This window comes from Synechococcus sp. MIT S9504, assembly GCF_047497135.1.
In the GTDB taxonomy this organism is placed as follows: Bacteria; Cyanobacteriota; Cyanobacteriia; order PCC-6307; family Cyanobiaceae; genus Synechococcus_C.
Genome location: NZ_CP138942.1, coordinates 1,512,828 through 1,531,164 on the forward strand (window position 1 = coordinate 1,512,828; position 18,337 = coordinate 1,531,164).

Here is an 18,337-nt window from a genome sequence, read left to right on the forward strand (position 1 = left end):
GTCTGACTCAATGCTCAATATCAAGTAAATCTGTGATGGTGCTGACAGTCTCATCAGATCGATGAAAGGGTATGCGTCACCAGACCATCGCTAACCCAGCAAATCACAACTGAATCAACATCAGCGATCTGCAAGAGGAGGGGGGGCTTTGGGCCACATACTGCTCCCCCGCAGTGGATGACCTGGCCTATCAACCAGTGCTTGTCGACCCTTTCAGCGCTCAGATTATCCTGGCGCAGGACCACCATCATTCCCGATAAGGGCCTGACTCCGGAAGATCAGCTGCCCTAAGGGGACCTAGGGGTCCAAGAAGCCATGATCGACCGACACGTTTTCCTGGCTAGTGCACCTGCACAGGTCAAGGTTGGGAGAATCTAGCCAAGACCGCCTGGCAGGTCTGTACAGGAAGGTGCCCTGAGTAGCGGTGACGTTCTGCTGGTCATGGCAAAGTTTTCTGTGCTAACCAACCACCCATATTTGAAAAGCAACTCAACTCATTCGTGAGAGAGTACAAAGCGACACCATGCTTCAGAAGAAGATCAAAGCTGCTGCTGTTATTGATGCTGTTGATGCGATCGAAAAAGAGGCTGGATTTATTATCTCCGCTGACGAATTTAAGAAAGCTCAACTAGAATTTTCAGATAAAGAATTGGAAAGTGTAGCTAAGGGCAAACATCACTGAACCTGGTAATACAAAGACCCCACCAAGCTACAATAGATAAACACTCAAAAGCTCAGCATAGGCGTAGGTTTTTATTGCAGCAAGAACCTTCGTTTTTGATTAAAACGGCATAGGATGCCCGAAAGATGAAATACAGGAATCATTGGCCACAGACAACGCCGCACACCACTGCTAAAACTCTTATACATACTTGACAGTCATGACCCTAGATCAGCTTAAGGGATTTTTAGCAAAAGTAAGAAGCGATGCCAGACTCTTTGAGAGGGTAAAAGCTGCTGAGTCCGCCGACGAAATAACACTTATCGCTGCAGAAAATGGCCACGTTTTTACCTCTATGCATATCAATGAACTCACAGATGGCGAATTAGAAAGTGTTTCAGGAGGAGCAAACATATGCACTGGATGCCAAATCGCAACAACCTGCATAGATGACAGCCAAATACTTCAATACACTAATTCCGGCTGACAAGTCTTTTTTTGAAAGATAGATAATATTTCCAAGATCTAATTTGCAGAAACTGTTGGTTTAATAACCAATAAACCAGACCCCTAGATCCAGCGTTTTCGAGCACAGCAATAACTGGGCAAAGATGCTTCGAAACGTCGAGTGCATAATAGACAGATTCTGCTTTTAGACACGACTAATGAACAACGAACAACGCATAGCTTTCTAGGGAGAAATCAAATCAAATGCTGAATCACAAGGGGAGTTCAAAGCGACAGCAGATCCAAATACAGTTCTTGTGATTGCGCAAGAGGTTGGATTTGTGATATCTGCTGATGACTTAATAAGGCTCACTCAATGCTCTCAGATGGGAAATGCAAGAGATAGCTGCTGGCTTTGAATCGATAAATAAATGCCTTGGCTCGCCACTATGACACTGACCGTACTCTTAAGGTTCGACTGTTATATTTACACCTCCCGTAGGCGCTAATTCACTGCGGCTGTGAATCCATACCTCTTTGTTTCAAAACCATGTCACTGAGGGGGGATTGTATTTAAAAGTGCTTGGAGCAGACTTTGATGATTGACAACTTGCTAGTAGTTTCGCGAAAACGTTATACCGGCAGGACAATTAGAAAGCATTTGGAAGACATGAAACATGTTCAAGGCAACTGTTGCTGCATGAAAACCAATGAAATGAAGGGTCACATCTTGGTTTGAGAGTGGCAGTTCCTCCGCAGGTCTCCAAGTGATAATGGTGAAATAAAAAAGTGCAAGATCTAACCCTAATAGAAACATCAGAGCAAGAAGCAATTCATACGTTGGCTGCAGCCAACTCACTGGGAACAGCACTTTTAGATGGTCCATCCAATGTCTTTGACTTGTTTGCACAATGGAGCAAAACAAAAGGTCAACGCGCAAATTTTTTTGAAAACATTCTTTGCTGCTTGCTGTGAGCTCCAGCCGGGTTTTGACAAACAGCCAAACGCTGACGCCCATATTGACCTATGCAGCACTGCAATAGGACTCTGCAGCAGCTGTTTTGGGGATTTCTTGGGCTATGGACAAAAGGAAAATGCCGAAAGTAATTTCGGCACTTGCTCTCGATCGAACAAGACTCAGGCAGAAGTTGTACTCAGATGCCGTCTTCAACATCACCCCGATCTTTTGCTGCCGAGGGATCACAAATATCATAAATCAGCTCATCTGTATCGATAGAGCCATCAACAGTATTAGCCTGCTCCTCGTCTTTTAACCCCAAACGATCAAGCGCTTCATCTTTAGTGATTTGCTCGGTTTTATATTGAGCACAAATTTCTTTAATCTTTTTATCTGATTCACCTGGAACGTCTGCACCCATTTCGCAAGCAACTGCAAGCAAAGTTAACGGTAGGATTGTCAAAACCTTGATTGGCTTCATTCTAAGAAAATTCCTGGAGTGGTACAAAATCAAAATAACCAATTTTTTCGACAAAATCCCGACATATCAAAAGCTACCGACTACTTTTAACCATAGGGTGGATCCAGAAGCACGACACACATGAATCGTGGATTCAGCAGATGGTACACATGTATCCTCCATTCATCACTCGAATAGCAAATTGAAAGAAGAGCAACCGGCCCTAAAGCGGTCCATAGAATTCCTCAAGCGATAACCACCACTGCTAAGCGGTGATGTGCAAATAAGTTTGTGCTGGAGGCAAAGCAGCAGCCATCAGCTTCGATCAGTGAAAAAAACAGAGTTGCGGTGCTTCTCTGCATTGCCACCAAGTGGTGCACTGGTCAACTGTGACTGGGAACGTCAATCCAGCCAGGAAGACATGGCTAAGGACCTTTCTGGATGACTTCTTGGACGCTCTGGAGCAGTGACTAAGGGGAATGCATGCATTACCAACGGGCTGAAAGTGACGGCATAGCAGAACTGAAGTGCAATCAAAAGCAGCTCCGAAACACACGGATGTGCCTGCAATGCGGAAATCAAAAGGACTGCTGCCCAAAAGTCGTGAAATCAACGACACCCGCATGAGATGAAAAATCTGGCACGAAGGGAAACATCTTTGAATAGATTAACTGCAAGTCGGCTAGTCGGCTCAGCAGAAAATCAGATGTGTCTTACAGAAGAAACAAAAAAAGAACAATCCAAGTGCTCCCGATAAGGAATAACTTGTCTGAGCCTTTGTCAATATCGAAAAGTTCATAGGGCTCTGGAATCATTGCGTTAACGATAGAAAACGAGAATCTAATCGTTCTGACCGCAAGAAGGGAGCATGTGGGATACGAAATCAGAGTTGACCCACCTCACTCCGGATCCTATAGCTGTGATCTGAGCAAGGTTATGGTTCTGAGGATCACAGACAGCCGCACAGGCATGAATAACGCGAAAGGTGAAAATGATGGACTCGATTCTTTACAGGCAGCACCTCCCAGCAAGGAGTCCCTCAACCCTGAAGGCAAATCCGTGTAAAACAGCCTCCCTGACTCGGGTGAGCTGTAAACCCTATGTCAAAAGACATGTCCACAAAACTAGGACACCAGTACCAGCACGTAAAGGAGTTGGGCGCCGGTCAAGCCCGTCAATATGCTCCCGTGGAATCTGGTCTGGAACGTTCCTGAATCCGTACCTCTCAGTGCGGCTGTTTCGGCTTCTTCGCGTTGTGAATCATACGTAGAACTTATTTACCGACAGGGGAAAAGCCAATGACTGCACTAGAGAGCTACTGGAAAGGCGTCACTACCGCTCAAGGCAGAAAACTGCTGAAAGACTGTCAAAAACTTTCTAACCAATAAGCCGGTAGGTGCCCGAAGGTCGGCTGACGCTGCTGCTGGCGGTAGCCAAGTCCTCGGTAGTGTCCAATCACCCATGTCCCTAGAACAACTCAAGGCATGCCTCGCCAAAGTCAAAGCCGACACCAGTCTTCAGGAGAACCTAAGAGGAGCTGCTGATTCTATGCAGTAGTAGCAATTGCCAAAGACCAAGGTAATCAATTTACTGCTGATAAGGTCAGCCAAGTCAGCGAATGGGAGCTAGAGAGCGCAGCTGCAGGAGTATCTTCCTTCGCAGGTGCTTGTACTGGTTGTGAATGTAAAGACTCAAACGTGTGCTTTAGTATATAAATCATGAAAACAGAATCACGCCCATGAACGATACTTTATTTGAATAACTAATTAACTCATGGCCAAGTCTAGCCATCAATTAGCCATTGCATCAGCAGATTTTTCTATTGACTCACTCAACCCAAAGAGGCCCACAAATTATAGGCCAATACCTATCACGATTAAGCGCGCTAGCGATTAGCCAATGACGCTGCAATAGTCCGTTGCTATAAATGCAGAACCGACTTCATACACATGTCAGAAGAGCAACTCAAAGCTTTCCTAGAAAAAGTGAAAGCTGACACTACCCTTCAGGAGAAGCTCAAAGAAGCTGCAGATTCAGATGCAGTTCTTGCGATTGCCAAAGCTACTGGGTTCTCTATCACGACAAAAGATCTAAACTCACATAGCCAAAACATACCTGATGATGAGCTAGAGGCTGGTTTGGGTGGCACGGATAATGCCCTAAACAAATGCACTACTGGATGTTCACCTAGTGGTGAGGTTCCCGGGTATACTAAGCCGTGTGATAATGCCATAATTTAAGGTTATTTGAACAGAGCTACTTTCATACTTCAGCATTCGAGCTCTAGCACAGTCTACACTTTCAAACCCCCTCCAAGAAAGAGGCCTTATTGCTTCAATAGCCTGAAATAATCCCTCAAACAAGCTTCCAACAACTGGCACGATTAGGAACAGTAAGTATTAGCCAAAAACACTACAGCATGCTGTTGCTAGAACTAGACTGTAGCTCAATGCACTCTAATGTCAGAGAAGCAACTCAAAGTTTTTCTTGAGAAGATTGAAGGTGACCCTAATCCTCAGGAGACTGACAGCTACTGCTGATTTTGGTGCTGTTGCTGCGATTGCGAAAGAAATAAGATTTATGATTTCTGCTGATGACCTAAAGAAGGCTCAATCAGCGCTTTCTGACGAAGAGTTGGGAAACGCATCTGGAGGAACCAGATACCCAAAATTGAAGCCAACTGTATTGTCGTTTATTGGGAATCTATGCTGAATCTATACAGATGAAGAGCTGTCTGTGCAGGAGATATATGCAATGGGTAATGGTTGCCAGTCGCCATTTCAAGATTAATTAGATAGAAGCACATCGCCCCTGACCTTATGGACACCAGATCTACGCCAATCAACTCGATAGCCGTTGCTTTCCTGGCACTTGCCGTCATTACGCTCGCGATCAAGGAACCGCGTTGCGACTGCAAAAACACCCTGCCATCCGCAGAAACATCAACCAGTGAGAGGGCGTCTCCACCGCGACCTTCAAATACTGGCCGGCAGCGTGAGCTCCGCAAGTTTTGAACAAGCGAAAATGCACTAATTAGAGATCTGAAAGAAACGGGTCACACCATTGAGGGATCGCGTAAGACGAAACATCACCCTTCCGGGTGATGTGTATTGAGCTCAGTTCAGCGATGCTGAAGACATCGGAGGGATGACCTCCTGCCCTCACACCAAACCAATGAAACTCGTCTCTTCCATCGCTGCCGCTTCTGTTATCGGCGCTTCAATGTTTATTGCTCCACCGGCTGCTGACGCAAAAGAGCATCATCACCATCATCATAGACATCATGAACTAAGAAGAATTCATCGTGAATTCCGCCATGATGTTCGCGAATTTAATCATTACCAGAGAGCATACGATCGTGATTGGCGGCATGCTCGCAGGGTTTACAACCGCGAGGTCTATGGCTATCCGAGAGTGATTCCTGCCTACGGATACAACCATCGCCATCCTGGGTTCGGAATCCAGATCAGCTTCTGATTTGAAATTTCTGTCGGGAAGCCTGAAGCCTTGAAAGCGAGGCTGAGAGCCTTACAAGACCCGAAAGGGAAAAGCAAGGGGCGTTGAGTGTCTCCATCGATCTCCCGACAAAAAACTCACACTGATCACGCCCCGCCAAGTGCGGGGTTTTTGCTGCCGTGGAAGCCTCCGGGATGGTACAGACCAACAAGATCCGATTAGTCAGCGAGTGAAGGGGTCTGTTGCCAAGCTGTGAACAATCAGTCCGTCGGTCGAGACCATGACAGCACAACTGGTGGTGATTACAGGAGCGGGGGCAGGGATCGGAAAGGCTTTGGCCCATGCTTTTTCATCAGCCGGTCACCCCTGTTTGTTGATATCAAGAAACCAGAAGGAGGATCCAACATTGGCCAATCAGCCAGTGCTTTACCGGCGGCTTGATGTCTCCGACGCTCAAGCGCTGAGGGATGCCATCGCGACAGCAGAGAGTCAGTACGGGCCCACAGGCTGTCTGATTAACAACGCAGGGATGATTCACATCGGCGGATTGGACAGCCTCAGCATCGAGCAGATCAATGAGGAAGTCGACACCATGATCAAAGGAGTGACAAATGGCATTCACCTTGTTTTGCCAGGTATGCGGGAACGCAAATGCGGAACAATCATCAATATCAGCTCCATTGGCGATCGCAAGCCTGCACCAGGGGCACCGGTCTATCACGCTTGCAAGCACGCCGTGCGCTCATTGGGTGAGAGCCTGAACATGTCGGAAGCTCACCACAATGTCCGTATTATCAACCTTGCCCCCGGACTGATCCGAACAGCGATTCATCAGAAGATGGGGATCAGCTTTGAGGAATACTGCGAAATGCTTGGCAATCCGACTTTCATTGCTCCAGCGGAACTCGCAACAATCGTCCTCTTCTGCTGGCAGCAGCCACAACACATCTGCATCCGAGATATCGCTGTGATGCCTACAGACTGTGCGTTCTGATTATTGCTACGAATTCCTCGGAAGCATAAGCCTTCCTTCTGTTATGAGAACTAGCAGGTTATACCCGTCCAATTAATTCACATACCAGTTATTCGCTGTGTTCGGCAGTCTTTTTGCTGCTTTGGCTTTTTCAGCAGCAGTCATCTCAGACCAAAGCTTGTAGGTGCAGTCCAGGGCGCCACGATCCTTCAGCGCTTCTTGATAGCAAGCCGATAGCTCTGCAAACTCTTTGACGCGGACAACGGGAACGGTCATGCGGTTTGCCCAGTGGTCATTCATGCTCTTTGAAGCAATTCCTATCAGCGTTTCTAGCAACCAGGAAGGATTTGAGTCACCAGATCGGCATTGACCCACTTGATCTCACCGGAATCCACATCAGCGATCTGAAAAAGGTTGTGGATCTTCGGGTCTCGTGCAGGGCCGCCGCAGTGAATCACTTGCCCCATCCACCAGTCTTTATCAGGCTTCTCCCAAGTCAGGCAGTCATGGCGCACGATCACCGTCATCCCTGGACCAACATCCAGGAAAACCGGCCGCTCCGAGGGGTCCTGCTGAGGAATGAAACCAATGCCAACCGACACACCGTCAAGCATAGTACGCACGTACTCTTGCTGAATAGGTTAAGCCTGGGAGGCAATGCTTACCAGCAATGACTCAACCGAGATCAATCCATGGCCGGTGAGCTGCTGCTGCAGCTGGCACTCGGCATGATTGCTGTTGTAGCCAACGCCCTTTCAGCATTTGCAGGTGGAGGCGCCGGCCTGGTGCAGCTACCGGCGCTGATCCTGCTGGGGTTACCCTTCGCCTCAGCATTGGCCACCCACAAACTGGCCAGCGTGGCACTAGGCCTTGGCGCCGCAGGTCGCCACTGGCAGGCCAGCAGCCTCGATCCCCACTTAAGCCTGTTAATTCTGCTGGCTGGTCTCCCGGGAGTATGGATCGGAGCAAGCAGCGTGCTGGCCTTGCCGGATCGCGTCGCCACAGCCGCCCTTGGGTTTCTCACGCTATCCCTCGGCCTGTACTCGGCCCGTCGCCCCAAACTCGGACGGACCGAACGAGTGGTGAATCACAACAGACAGCAACTGCTGATCGGTATTGGCGTGCTCTTCGTGATCGGCATGCTGAACGGTTCGCTTTCATCAGGCTCAGGCCTTTTCGTCACGCTATGGCTGGTGCGCTGGTTCGGATTGAGTTATCCAAGAGCCGTTGCCCACACACTGATCATGGTGGGCCTCGTCTGGAACGGAACCGGCGCTTTGGTCCTCGGGTTCAGCGGCGAAATTCACTGGAGCTGGCTGCCAGTCCTGATCGTGGGATCGCTCATTGGGGGATATCTCGGTGCTCACCTTTCGCTCAAACAAGGAAGCCGACTAGTGAAGAAAGCTTTCGAATGTATCGCTCTGCTGATGGGCCTTTCACTGCTGATCCGCAGCCTCTGAGCTGATCTCCCAACCAACAAGATTAGAACGAGTCATATCCAAATTAAAGATGACGCTGCGGCTGGCCAGGGCAATTTCTCCTGTAGTGACCAATCCTGCATATCTCTAGAGCGACTTGAAGCATTCATCGCCAATGCAACGATGGTTACAACATTCAGGGGATCGAAAGGCAGCAAAGAGACCTGTGAATGTCATGACTATCGCCAAATAAAGCGGGCACGAGCTTAATCAAGAACATGTCAGTCAGCCCAGCCAAAAGGAACTGAAAGGTGTAACTGGAGGGGGCCCCATGTCCTTTTGAGTTAATACTTAGCAATGGAAATACATAGAGCCCGATGGCTCAATCAGCCACCAAGTCTGATTTATTTCAACAACTCCGGTCAAAACTTATTAAGCGGCAGTCATCAGCCTCGACTGCCTGGCATTGGCGCCATAGCGCTGCAGAGTCACCAGCCCTTACAAGCTTCTTTCAAACTGGCCAAGGATATCAATGCCACGATTTTATGAAATACCATCGCCCTAGGGGAAGCTCCCGTCCTGTTCAGCGTTTGCAAAGAAGGACTACTGAAGTGGGAGCATGCAGAGCCATTCATGGCCGAGGATTTACTCCATTTAGCAATGGGGTACAGAGACTAAATCACGCGTAGAGAAGGAAAATTTTTGAACTTCATCATTGTTCCTATGATAAGTGGAGTGCTTAGCTGGAAATCAGCCAGAACGAGATGAGCCGAAAACTAAACCCTGTATTACACAGCCAAACATTCATTGGCCAACCTAGCCAACTTTTAAATTCGAATAAGCAAAACCAGTCCACATCTACCAGCCAATTATTTATCACTAACGACCGACGAATTTTTGGGAGTGGACAAACAGGAACTCACAGCTTCTATCGGCATTGGCGATCTAAATGGCGACTGAATAAATGATCTGGTTGTCACTAATGGACGCCATTGGCCTCAGCAGAATTATCTGTTTTTTAATTATGGAAAGCAAGGCAAGGTCAATTTCACTGTTCAGCGACCTTTGGACCTGAATCTCTCCACCAGTTATGCTGCGGTGCCTGACGACCTGGATGGAGACGGCGATCTCGATATTGCTGTTGGCAATGCTAATGCGCCCAATCGAATCTTTTACAATGATGGGCAAGGCGTGTTTTATGAGACTGGCTCCTTCGGCTATATATCTAGTTTACGGAGTCTGACTCTTGCTGATATTGATAATGATGGTGATATCGATATTCTGATTCCATGTCGAGGTGCACCTAATCAAATTGCTTTCAATAGTGGTTCTGGTGAGTTCCCTGACGCTGATATCAGAACATTTGGAACAGGAATAGATAAAACCATTGACGTTGCTGTAGTTGATTGGGATGGAGATGATCATCTGGATCTAGTACTCACCAATCGTGTTAATGACCCCAATGTGATCTTGCTGAATGATCGAAAGGGAAATTTCTCAGATAAGCAAATATTGCATGATTCGGAGAGGTTGAATTCCCGAGCAGTAGCCATCGCCGACATGAATGGAGACAAGAATTTAGACATAATTATTGGAAATATAGGTGACCAAAATCAAATCTATTTTGGCAACGGGAGTGGTGGCATCATTGAAGTACGAGAATTTGGAAATACAGATGGTCAGACCTACGATGTTATTACTGGTGACGTTGACAACGACGGAGATATTTTAATTGTAGGCAACATGATGGGAAGCCACCACACAAAACAAAAGAATACTGTTTATATTGACCGGGGTGACGGGAATGAGTTTGATGCCATCCCCTTAGGCCCAGGCAAAGCCCCTAATTATGCAGGAAGCCCTACGTACGGAGTCAGTGTTGCTGACTTTAATCAAGATAGTTTCCTTGATATTGCAGTTGCCAATTCAGGCAATTTCAATCGATTGTACATGAATGAAGCAATTCCATAACACAACCCCAAGGAACGACATAAGATTTATATCGCTTAAATTCCTCAGAGATCAAGGCAGCTGGGCATCCAACGCATGCCACAATTAAGCGGAGTTGGGCAGAAATGGTTCAAAATTGATTGAGAATCAACCCTGTTATCAACCAGCAACAATCTAAAACTCGTTCATCGATAGCGATCAAATTCGGCTCCCCTAAAAATCTTGTAATAAAAACTCTGCAGCTTATTTGGTAAGAAATAATTTAATAATGCACAATCCAATCAAAACACCAGACAATGGTCCAGCCACCGGAACCCATGAGTATCTCCAACAAGATGTGCCTTTGCCATCAATAGGTAGAACGGCATGTGCCAGTCGAGGGCCCAAATCTCTCGCTGGATTGATGGCATAGCCGGTTGGTCCCCCAAGGGATAAACCAATCCCCCAGACGACGAAGCCGAAAATATAAGGTAATGAACCGTCCGAAAAATTGTAAGTGTTGCCATATTCGGCAAGCGCACCGGCGATAATCACAAGTGCGGTTGTCGCCAAGCATTCAGATAGATAATTTGCGAAAAAATTCTTGATCGCAGGCGTTGTCGCAAAAACAGACAATTTATCTATCCTACTTTCCGTGTGCTGCCAATGCGGCAAATAAACAAGCCATACAAACACTGCTCCCAGAAATGCTCCAATTAGTTGAGCAATGATGATTGCCGTAACCATCCATCCAGACGAATACTTACCAAGGCCATATTTCATCAAGGTAATGACCGGATTAATGTCCCCGCCCCGGGACCCAGACGCCATAGAAATAAAAATTCCGATCATTACGGCGAAGCCCCAACCTGCTGAAATAGCCATCCACCCTGAGCTATACGATTTTGAAGCCTTTAATAAGGCTCCGCCGCATACTCCGCATCCAAACAACACCAAGAAAAGAGTGCCCAGTAGCTCGCCAATGAAGTAATTCTGGTACATCAAGTTTTTCCTTTATAAACATATTGTATTGCGGCTTTTTCATGCCAACAACAAAAAAACAAGAATTACAAAGAATAGCAAAACCAATCAATTGACAAATTAAATCACCCTTGTTGGCTACTGGGATGAATACTAATGTAGAGGCTTTTATTAATAAAAATGCATCCGACTCTCTGATGTTGACCACCAAGGGATATTGGGCAAGGCAACACCATCCTGGCTGCGCTGCTACATCCCGATCAAATAAGCGCGCACGAAACTGCGTGCATGATTTGATGTCCCATGCAATCAAGCAGGGGATTGGAGCCTGAGGAATCAGACCAGCAAAGGCAACCACAGCCAAGTCAATCGCCCATCACGGCCATGGTGACTTCGATCCTGCACTGGCAGTCGTTATTGGGTTGAAGCTGGATGAGATCTGCATCCATGATACTGCATGAAATTGAACGAACATTTATCTATAACCTTAGAATGATTCTCGACAGGAGCAAGACCAACCCTTGAGGCAAAGTTTTACGTTCACTGATAGACATTCAAAACGAACAAAAATCAACTCGCTTGAGGTGGATCAACTTTGATGCTGGAAACTACCGGTGGACTGTTCCAAGACATCCACGAAAACTGACCAGAACGCCTTGGCATAACGCCGAGGGTTGGTGGAAGCTCAAAACATCAGAATGGCTCTGTTGGACTGCTCTCGGGTCTGACCGATAGCGCTGGAGACCATGGTTCCTCGCCGACGATCAGCTGTGGCACTCGAGCAACACAGCCGTTTCAGAACAGACAGAATCGCTTTTGGAACCATCCGCTGATGGTTGCCAGAGGCAGCTCAACGTGAGTTCTAGAGAAATACTCATGATGCTAAGTAGCGACGTGAACTGAGGCCAATCCAACTAACTAGACAGTACTCCCCTGCTCTCACTGCACGTGCACAGCGAAGCGCAGCACTGCAGAACGAACTTGAGCTACCAACGAATGTCAGGAGCTACGTATGTGAATATCAGCAACACCATCGCCAGCCAGTTACATCAAAAGTCGGAAAAGATTTTTTTTATTTTGCCATCTATCAGGCTAATCAAAATGAATAATGGAAACCCTGGAAATCAATCATTCTATGACTGCATGAACACTGAAGCAGGCAGACCAGAAACATCCACTTCTGCTATAAAAATACCTCCAGCGGCAGGCATTAAAGAGAGACTTTCCTGATCAAGGTCATATTTAGCAGTTGTGATGTAGAGCTTGTCAAACGCCGTACCCCCAAAACAGCAAGAGGTTACTTGCGAGCATGGAATTTCTATCGTAGCCAAATGCTTTCCATTTCTTGGATCCCAACAAGTCACAGCACTTCCATTCCAAAGAGCAATCCAAAGCATGCCATTACAATCGATGGTCATGCCGTCAGGAGAACAATTCCAATCAGGGGGTATTTGAATGCAGATCTCTCCATCACCAGCCAAATCTCCACTCTCAGACAATGGAAACCGCTTGACATGAAGAGTTGGGGTGTCAACATAATATAAATTTTTTCTATCCAATGACCAGGCAAGCCCGTTTGAGATAGTGACACCTTCAATCATACGACTAGATTTTAAAGATTTATTCAACCTCCAGAGAGATCCAGCATTAGGCAAAAAATCATAATGAAGGTTGCCAGCCCATAGTCTTCCCCAAGGGTCGCACTTACCATCATTGAAACGATGATTAGTTAGATCCTTGATTGGATTATGCAACGACACAATTTCCCCGCTATCTGGATTTATTATTTTAAATCCATCCGACGTTGCAGCCAACAATTGCCCCTCGTTTGTTGGCACGACACAACCCACATGGGAAGCAGTATCGATAAAACGATTGGTCTGACGGCAAGGGTCGAACAAGCCAATGCGTGAGTCTTCAATATCGACCCAAATCAAAAGCCCACGCTCGTCCCACCAGTGAGGACCTTCGGCAAGACGCGCTCCCACATCAAGCACGCATTCCGATGAATAGACTTTGACCTGTTGATGCATGAATAATTTCTGATGGCGGTATTGCAATCATTGTGACAACACTAGCGACGAATGTCATAGAAGCAACGACTTTCAACAAGTCTTCTATCCACTGACATGCGTCATCATTAAGTTCTCATCACATCTGCACATCCAATCAAGAGTTTGGTTGTGCTGGCGGAGCAAATCTGATCATAACTTGAGGTTCTTGACTTTCACACGCGTGCCTCAACTAAGCCCGCTGTGGTGGCTTTCTGTGAGACATGAGTGAACATCTCAGAAAATCCTGAAATGGATCTATCCAGACAGCTGTGGATGACGAAGACTTCGATGTCCTCCACTCTTAGAGAATCAAGCCATCGACTCATCGCAGAATGACAAGGATTGATCTCAGTGGTGGCCTGGTTGTGGTGACCGGTGGAGCAGGCTCGATCGGCAGTGCTGTTGCCGTTCAGGCAGCTCAGGCAGGAGCCAGCGTCGCCGTCTGTGACACCAATTACGAAGCTGCTGAACGCATCGCTGAAGAGATTCGCTCAAACGGTGGCGTTTCCGAGGGCTTCCACGTCGATGTCACCGATGCGACCGCCGTGAGAGAGATCATGCAGAGGTCAGTCGGAGAGCTTGGTGAAATGCGCGGCCTCGTGACCGCCGCCGGACTTTTACGCACCGGACCACTCGCGACCCAGACCCATCAAGACTGGCAACAAATGATGGCCGTCAACGTTGATGGAACATTCCATGCCGTGCAGGCCGCCATTCCCTATCTGAAAGCGGCAGGAGGCTCGATCGTGACCATGGGAAGCGTTTCGGCCTTCATCGGCTCAGCGGAGGGAGGGGGCTACACCACCTCCAAGGGTGCCGTGCTCAGCTTGAGCTACGCCGCAGCCGGGGAGTTAGCGCCGCAGGGGATTCGCGTGAACAACGTTGCACCAGGATGGGTCGACGGAGGGTTCACCCACCAGGCCTTGGAAGCTAGCGATGACCCTGAGGCTCTCAGGAAACGAGCTTGCGCACTCCACCCCCTGGGACGGATGGCCGCACCAGCTGATGTCGCCAACGCTGTGGTGTGGCTTCTCTCTGATCAAGCCGCATTCATCACAGGCTCAATGCTGTTGGTAGATGGCGGTTTCATGATTCAGCATTGACCGCAAATCCAATTTTTGAATGACCTGAGTATTCCAACCAATGCAATCAAGCCGAAAAAGCTTTTCAAGTGATTTGCAGCCAATACAATGAACTTTAAGAGTCCTATCCACAATTCCATTTTAGCCAAGAGAGGCAAAGAAAAGGGATAAGTTTCATATGTATTCAAAGAGTGCTGAGAATGGCCTTGTCTCTTAACCTGAAAAGCATTAGAAGGTCTTTCTATGAATCGATTGGAGAAATCGTGTTTGGGATGGAAGATGGAGCAGTCACCATTTTTGGACTTGTTGCTGGGGTTGCAATTTCAGCTAATAGCAGCACACAAGTTCTATTAGCAGGGGCCTCTGGTGGGATATCCTCGGCCATATCGATGATGTGCGGCGTATTTCTTGATCTTCAGTCCGACCATGATCAAGAGAGAATCAAAGATAAGAAACGCGTTACACGAATCCAGGATTAGCCTGGGAAAGCAGCCAATCATTTTCTTTTGAAGCTATCGGATGCCGGGATAAGTCAACAAACAATTTGCGCCATTCAATCCGAGATCGTTGGTGACAAAAGGAAACTGATCGCTTTGGACTCAGCATTTGATTCGCAAGATTCAGACACCTCTGATAGTCCATACATCCATCCATGCTTGCTGGATGTTCATCTCAAATGCACTATCTGCACTGACTCCAGTGATCACTTTTGCATCTTGGCCTCTGGCAACAGCACGCTGGATATCACTTCTGATGACGCTTGCACTCCTATTCATACTTATTTGGACGGGGAAAAACAGGGCAACGCGCCACCTATCCAACCGTGATACAAACCGTTGGAATTGCAGGCTTCGCAGCGGCGGGCGGAGTCATGATTGGACAGCTCATCAGCCGAAGTTTTTCATAAAAATTGCCAACAAGACTCCGCTAACAGGCTCGGCATGCAATGACTAAAACCCTCTGCCAGTGGCTGAGCATCTTCCACAAGTGATTATTGGGTTGAGGTTGACAAGTCAGCTTTACAAAATACTTCTCAAATTATCTAGACGATTTGCAATTTTTTGATGCCAGAAGCCCCATGTACTTATTCGCGAATGCAAATGGGGCTACGTTCGTTACAAGCCAAGCCGGATCACCAAGAAAAGGAACTGACTTCAAGCGAGTTCGCCCCGTATCAAAAACCAGCCTCTTAATTACGTAAAAAATTAGATCATCAACATTAGGGCGCTCACCAGCGATTATGGTGGCGTTAAAATCAAGACCACCGATTATTAAAAATATTTCATATCTGGAAATTTAGCTTCTCCGCTCAAAAGGACGTCGCGAAGATTCATCATTCGGATGAGTAGTTCCTTTCAACATGCAAAGCCTGAAAAAATTTGGGGTTATTTGAGTCCAGTAAGTACAGGGAACACAATACAGATTGTCAGGGGTATGGTCACGCAGCCGCCTTAGAGAACTTGCTGTGCTCTGAGATGGAAGCTCAGCTCTCTGCCACCTCAATCAACACAACAGGATTTCCATCGTCGTCTTCGTGATCTGAATACCGAAATTCATCGTCACCGCCAAGCTGGAACCTTGAATCGCTGCAATCTCTACCCCTCCCTTGCAGCCTGATGCCGTAGTCCTCAACAAGACGTGTACAGGCACTGATGATTTGCTCCGTGCTGGCCTTCCAGGGATGGTTGCCTTCCAGATCCTCGGCTCCGAGCAGGACTCCTTCCAAAACAGCAGAGATGGGATCCGTCGTCATTGGTTGGTTGACTGGCCGCCCGAGAGGCTCACCAGAAAGCGGGACAGTGCATCCAGCCAATCTGCTGCAGCTCCTTATAGAGAGACACAGCGTCGTCATAGGCCATATGAATGCGTGACTTGATCAGAGCAGGCTGGCTGTGAGGCATGGGTCTGCCGTTTTCCACGACGACCTGGACATCTCCGTCAAGAGTTTTGGATTGCTGGTGGAACCTCATCGCCCAATGAGTCTTAGGGTCTTCCAGCCAGGCATCAGACATAGTTACTTGCTGAAGTCTTGTCCTTATCGATAGAGGCTCGTACCGCCTGATGCCCAGCCAAGTACAAATAAGTACAAAGAGAGAGCCACCGCACCACCGGGGAGAGTGAGGTGCGAGTCGGCCATTGGCATACGCGACGACGCCACAACAAGGCCGTTAAGGACGTTGCAGATCAGGATCCACAGGCCTCCGAGCTGAAACCGTGATGACTGGCTCAGGCCCAAAGCAAACGATCAGCCAGACTCCTCCCACTTAACCCCAATCGAGTTCCACTTCAGCAGACTTCAAACGGCGATAGTCCACGACGGCGTCAGTGCCTGCCGTGGAGATCAAACATGGAGAGGATTCGGTCTATCTGAACAGGCTTTCATCGAGAGCCCCAGAGAGCATCAGCGATTGAGCAGCCTCCATGGATTGCATCAGCTCATGCAGCAGCATTGCCTCTGGGCTTCAGGAGTATTGCCTCAACCAACTCCTGCAAAGTGCTGCGATCAGAGGTGAAAATCCACAGCCGACTTTTGCATTTGACTCTGATCCCTCACCATCAAAGAAATTGCACGTCAGTGGATTCGAGTCGACTGATCACTGAAATCAACACCTCAAAGGTGGTCGCCCTGCTGAAATGGGTCGCCGATCAAAACAAGGCAGGACGATCCAGCCTGGTACTGGCCAAACCGCCTGAGCTCAAGTCCAAGTCACCTCTAACAGGGCAAGAGCTCCTGCAAATGCTGTAACTGAAGCCTGAAAACGAATGCCAGTTCATTTGTTACTTCATCAGGTTCCACAATCAAACAGCTGGCCGCGGACTCCAGCCAACCGGAATCAGCACGGTTGCTTCGCAAGTCTTGATCAGAGACAGCAACCGAGCGCAGGTCTATTGCCCATGAAACCCTCCAAGACAATCAACAACATGCTCAGATGGAAACAAACTTGTTTCCACGGCAGCGTGGATAGGTAGCGATCACTGCCGTCGAATGGTGTCGCAGTGGCTCTGCAGCGCCACCAACAGCTTTATTGCTCAAACGCAGACAAGACCTTCTGAAAAGCCCCAGCATCATCTCGCTTCGTCGTGGCCGTTCGTAAGGCTCGTAAAACGTCAGGGCGCTTCCCGTACGGAGAAAAGTCGAGCAGACCGTCCACGACCTCCTGAGGGCTTCCATTGTCGACAAGAACCTTCAGAGCCCTGTCCATATCTGCAACTAGCTCATCAGTGCTCCATAAGCAGTTCTGTCGGATGAAATAGAGAAGCTCACCAACCACGACCTCCGCAGAAAGGTTGAGCTGCTCTGCCAGCTCTCGAACCTTGTCGTCATCCTCGGCAAAAGGCTGATCAAAACCAACCGTGGCAAGCAGGCCATAGTCGACAAACATCTGGCGCCAGCTGGAATTCGATTCAAGTCCAGACTCGATGAGGGCCCATACCCTTTGATGGGCCTCTCTGAAATCGGTGGGCGCGACGGTCATCCGACTCACCTGCAATCATCATCCATCCAGAATGGCCAGGGTTTTAATTCCTCGCTGTAGGGTTTCAAACCCTCTCACAACATTCAGGCTGGCCGACCAGACCAGCTTGCTTCACGATTGGAGAAAGCTGGAAGACAGACCGAACTGCTTAGACGCAGACAGCATCATTTTTCAAAGCAAAGGCTCGAACTTCTGAACTTGTTCTTGCATTCAAGGACATACCCAAACACGGTCAACCAGGCGAAATCAGCAAGGTGCGCGCACTGTCCGAGCAACACCCTGAGCGAGAGATCTTGATACCTGCCAAAAGCCAAATCAACAAATCTAGAATGCAGAAAAATTTTTCAACAATGCGATCTATGCCGATGGTTTAATCAAAAGACCCTATTAAATGAAACCAAGCAGTTTCCCCCCAGTGGACTCCATGGCGATGAATAGGGTC

Annotated in this window: 22 protein-coding genes; 11 read left to right on the forward strand and 11 right to left on the reverse strand. The window is 48.0% G+C overall.

All coding sequences use genetic code 11. The features are described 5' to 3' along the window. Nucleotides 1–53 precede the first annotated feature (53 nt). Entirely contained in the window at nt 54–251 is a 198-nt protein-coding gene (locus SIB58_RS08710) for a DUF3104 domain-containing protein (RefSeq protein WP_066905236.1), read from the reverse strand. A 245-nt stretch (nt 252–496) separates the two neighbouring features. On the opposite strand from SIB58_RS08710, the gene SIB58_RS08715 reads away from it, so the two are divergent. Together SIB58_RS08715 and SIB58_RS08720 are read left to right on the forward strand one after the other, a co-directional pair. Continuing rightward, nucleotides 497–682, forward strand: coding sequence for a Nif11-like leader peptide family RiPP precursor (locus tag SIB58_RS08715; RefSeq protein WP_369818620.1), 186 nt, complete (start codon nt 497–499; stop codon nt 680–682). A 199-nt stretch (nt 683–881) separates the two neighbouring features. Further along, nucleotides 882–1,148, forward strand: a complete 267-nt coding sequence (locus SIB58_RS08720; protein WP_066905234.1) for a Nif11-like leader peptide family RiPP precursor — start codon at nt 882–884, stop codon at nt 1,146–1,148. Nucleotides 1,149–1,721: 573 nt separating this feature from the next. Here the strand turns inward: SIB58_RS08720 and SIB58_RS08725 are convergent. Together SIB58_RS08725 and SIB58_RS08730 are read right to left on the reverse strand one after the other, a co-directional pair. Next, complete coding sequence (locus SIB58_RS08725; RefSeq protein ID WP_067325293.1) at nt 1,722–2,126, reverse strand: hypothetical protein; 405 nt, start codon at nt 2,124–2,126, stop codon at nt 1,722–1,724. Nucleotides 2,127–2,262: 136 nt separating this feature from the next. After that, nucleotides 2,263–2,547: a hypothetical protein gene (locus tag SIB58_RS08730; protein ID WP_156486499.1), complete on the reverse strand. Its 285-nt coding sequence runs from the start codon at nt 2,545–2,547 to the stop codon at nt 2,263–2,265. A gap of 1,440 nt (nt 2,548–3,987) precedes the next feature. On the opposite strand from SIB58_RS08730, the gene SIB58_RS08735 reads away from it, so the two are divergent. From SIB58_RS08735 to SIB58_RS08755, 5 genes are all read left to right on the forward strand, one after another. Then, entirely contained in the window at nt 3,988–4,083 is a 96-nt protein-coding gene (locus SIB58_RS08735) for a Nif11 family protein (protein WP_197461068.1), read from the forward strand. Between the two features lie 392 nt (nt 4,084–4,475). After that, the gene (locus SIB58_RS08740; protein WP_066905228.1) at nt 4,476–4,766 is read left to right on the forward strand and encodes a Nif11-like leader peptide family natural product precursor; all 291 of its coding nucleotides are present in this window, start codon (nt 4,476–4,478) and stop codon (nt 4,764–4,766) included. 340 nt (nt 4,767–5,106) lie between these two features. Beyond that, nucleotides 5,107–5,238, forward strand: a complete 132-nt coding sequence (locus SIB58_RS08745; protein ID WP_369813409.1) for a hypothetical protein — start codon at nt 5,107–5,109, stop codon at nt 5,236–5,238. A 435-nt stretch (nt 5,239–5,673) separates the two neighbouring features. Further along, nucleotides 5,674–6,003, forward strand: a complete 330-nt coding sequence (locus tag SIB58_RS08750; RefSeq protein ID WP_156486498.1) for a hypothetical protein — start codon at nt 5,674–5,676, stop codon at nt 6,001–6,003. A 259-nt stretch (nt 6,004–6,262) separates the two neighbouring features. Continuing rightward, on the forward strand, nt 6,263–6,976 hold the full coding sequence (locus tag SIB58_RS08755) for an SDR family oxidoreductase (RefSeq protein ID WP_066905224.1): 714 nt from the start codon (nt 6,263–6,265) through the stop codon (nt 6,974–6,976). A gap of 72 nt (nt 6,977–7,048) precedes the next feature. On the opposite strand, the gene SIB58_RS08760 is transcribed toward SIB58_RS08755, so the two are convergent. Together SIB58_RS08760 and SIB58_RS08765 are read right to left on the reverse strand one after the other, a co-directional pair. After that, entirely contained in the window at nt 7,049–7,255 is a 207-nt protein-coding gene (locus SIB58_RS08760) for a hypothetical protein (RefSeq protein ID WP_066905222.1), read from the reverse strand. 29 nt (nt 7,256–7,284) lie between these two features. Then, the gene (locus SIB58_RS08765) at nt 7,285–7,569 is read right to left on the reverse strand and encodes a DUF3104 domain-containing protein (RefSeq protein WP_066905219.1); all 285 of its coding nucleotides are present in this window, start codon (nt 7,567–7,569) and stop codon (nt 7,285–7,287) included. Between the two features lie 78 nt (nt 7,570–7,647). On the opposite strand from SIB58_RS08765, the gene SIB58_RS08770 reads away from it, so the two are divergent. Together SIB58_RS08770 and SIB58_RS08775 are read left to right on the forward strand one after the other, a co-directional pair. Continuing rightward, nucleotides 7,648–8,415 carry a sulfite exporter TauE/SafE family protein gene (locus tag SIB58_RS08770; protein ID WP_197461067.1) on the forward strand — a complete coding sequence of 256 codons (768 nt, stop codon included), beginning with the start codon at nt 7,648–7,650 and terminating at the stop codon, nt 8,413–8,415. Between the two features lie 1,023 nt (nt 8,416–9,438). Next, nucleotides 9,439–10,344: an FG-GAP repeat domain-containing protein gene (locus SIB58_RS08775; protein ID WP_074162579.1), complete on the forward strand. Its 906-nt coding sequence runs from the start codon at nt 9,439–9,441 to the stop codon at nt 10,342–10,344. A 222-nt stretch (nt 10,345–10,566) separates the two neighbouring features. Here SIB58_RS08775 and SIB58_RS08780 read toward each other — a convergent pair whose 3' ends face one another. The 3 genes from SIB58_RS08780 to SIB58_RS08790 all read right to left on the reverse strand — a co-directional run bounded on the left by SIB58_RS08780 (nt 10,567) and on the right by SIB58_RS08790 (nt 13,316). Next, complete coding sequence (locus SIB58_RS08780; protein WP_067325540.1) at nt 10,567–11,304, reverse strand: MIP/aquaporin family protein; 738 nt, start codon at nt 11,302–11,304, stop codon at nt 10,567–10,569. Next, nucleotides 11,198–11,647: a hypothetical protein gene (locus SIB58_RS08785; RefSeq protein WP_156486496.1), complete on the reverse strand. Its 450-nt coding sequence runs from the start codon at nt 11,645–11,647 to the stop codon at nt 11,198–11,200. The genes SIB58_RS08780 and SIB58_RS08785 overlap by 107 nt, the downstream gene beginning before the upstream one ends. 769 nt (nt 11,648–12,416) lie before the next feature. Next, a complete protein-coding gene (locus tag SIB58_RS08790; protein WP_074159262.1) occupies nt 12,417–13,316 on the reverse strand; it encodes an SMP-30/gluconolactonase/LRE family protein in 900 nt (299 codons plus the stop codon). Nucleotides 13,317–13,669: 353 nt separating this feature from the next. Here SIB58_RS08790 and SIB58_RS08795 point away from each other — a divergent pair, with 353 nt between their 5' ends. Further along, entirely contained in the window at nt 13,670–14,440 is a 771-nt protein-coding gene (locus tag SIB58_RS08795) for an SDR family NAD(P)-dependent oxidoreductase (protein ID WP_067325284.1), read from the forward strand. Nucleotides 14,441–14,619: 179 nt separating this feature from the next. Beyond that, complete coding sequence (locus SIB58_RS08800) at nt 14,620–14,898, forward strand: VIT1/CCC1 transporter family protein (protein WP_066905212.1); 279 nt, start codon at nt 14,620–14,622, stop codon at nt 14,896–14,898. Nucleotides 14,899–15,902: 1,004 nt separating this feature from the next. Here the strand turns inward: SIB58_RS08800 and SIB58_RS08805 are convergent. The 3 genes from SIB58_RS08805 to SIB58_RS08815 form a co-directional block, all read right to left on the reverse strand. Next, nucleotides 15,903–16,172, reverse strand: coding sequence for a hypothetical protein (locus tag SIB58_RS08805; protein WP_066905206.1), 270 nt, complete (start codon nt 16,170–16,172; stop codon nt 15,903–15,905). Between the two features lie 28 nt (nt 16,173–16,200). Next, nucleotides 16,201–16,431, reverse strand: a complete 231-nt coding sequence (locus SIB58_RS08810) for a DUF1651 domain-containing protein (protein ID WP_066905202.1) — start codon at nt 16,429–16,431, stop codon at nt 16,201–16,203. A 1,011-nt stretch (nt 16,432–17,442) separates the two neighbouring features. After that, the gene (locus tag SIB58_RS08815; RefSeq protein ID WP_066905196.1) at nt 17,443–17,895 is read right to left on the reverse strand and encodes a hypothetical protein; all 453 of its coding nucleotides are present in this window, start codon (nt 17,893–17,895) and stop codon (nt 17,443–17,445) included. Between the last annotated feature and the right edge of the window lie 442 nt (nt 17,896–18,337).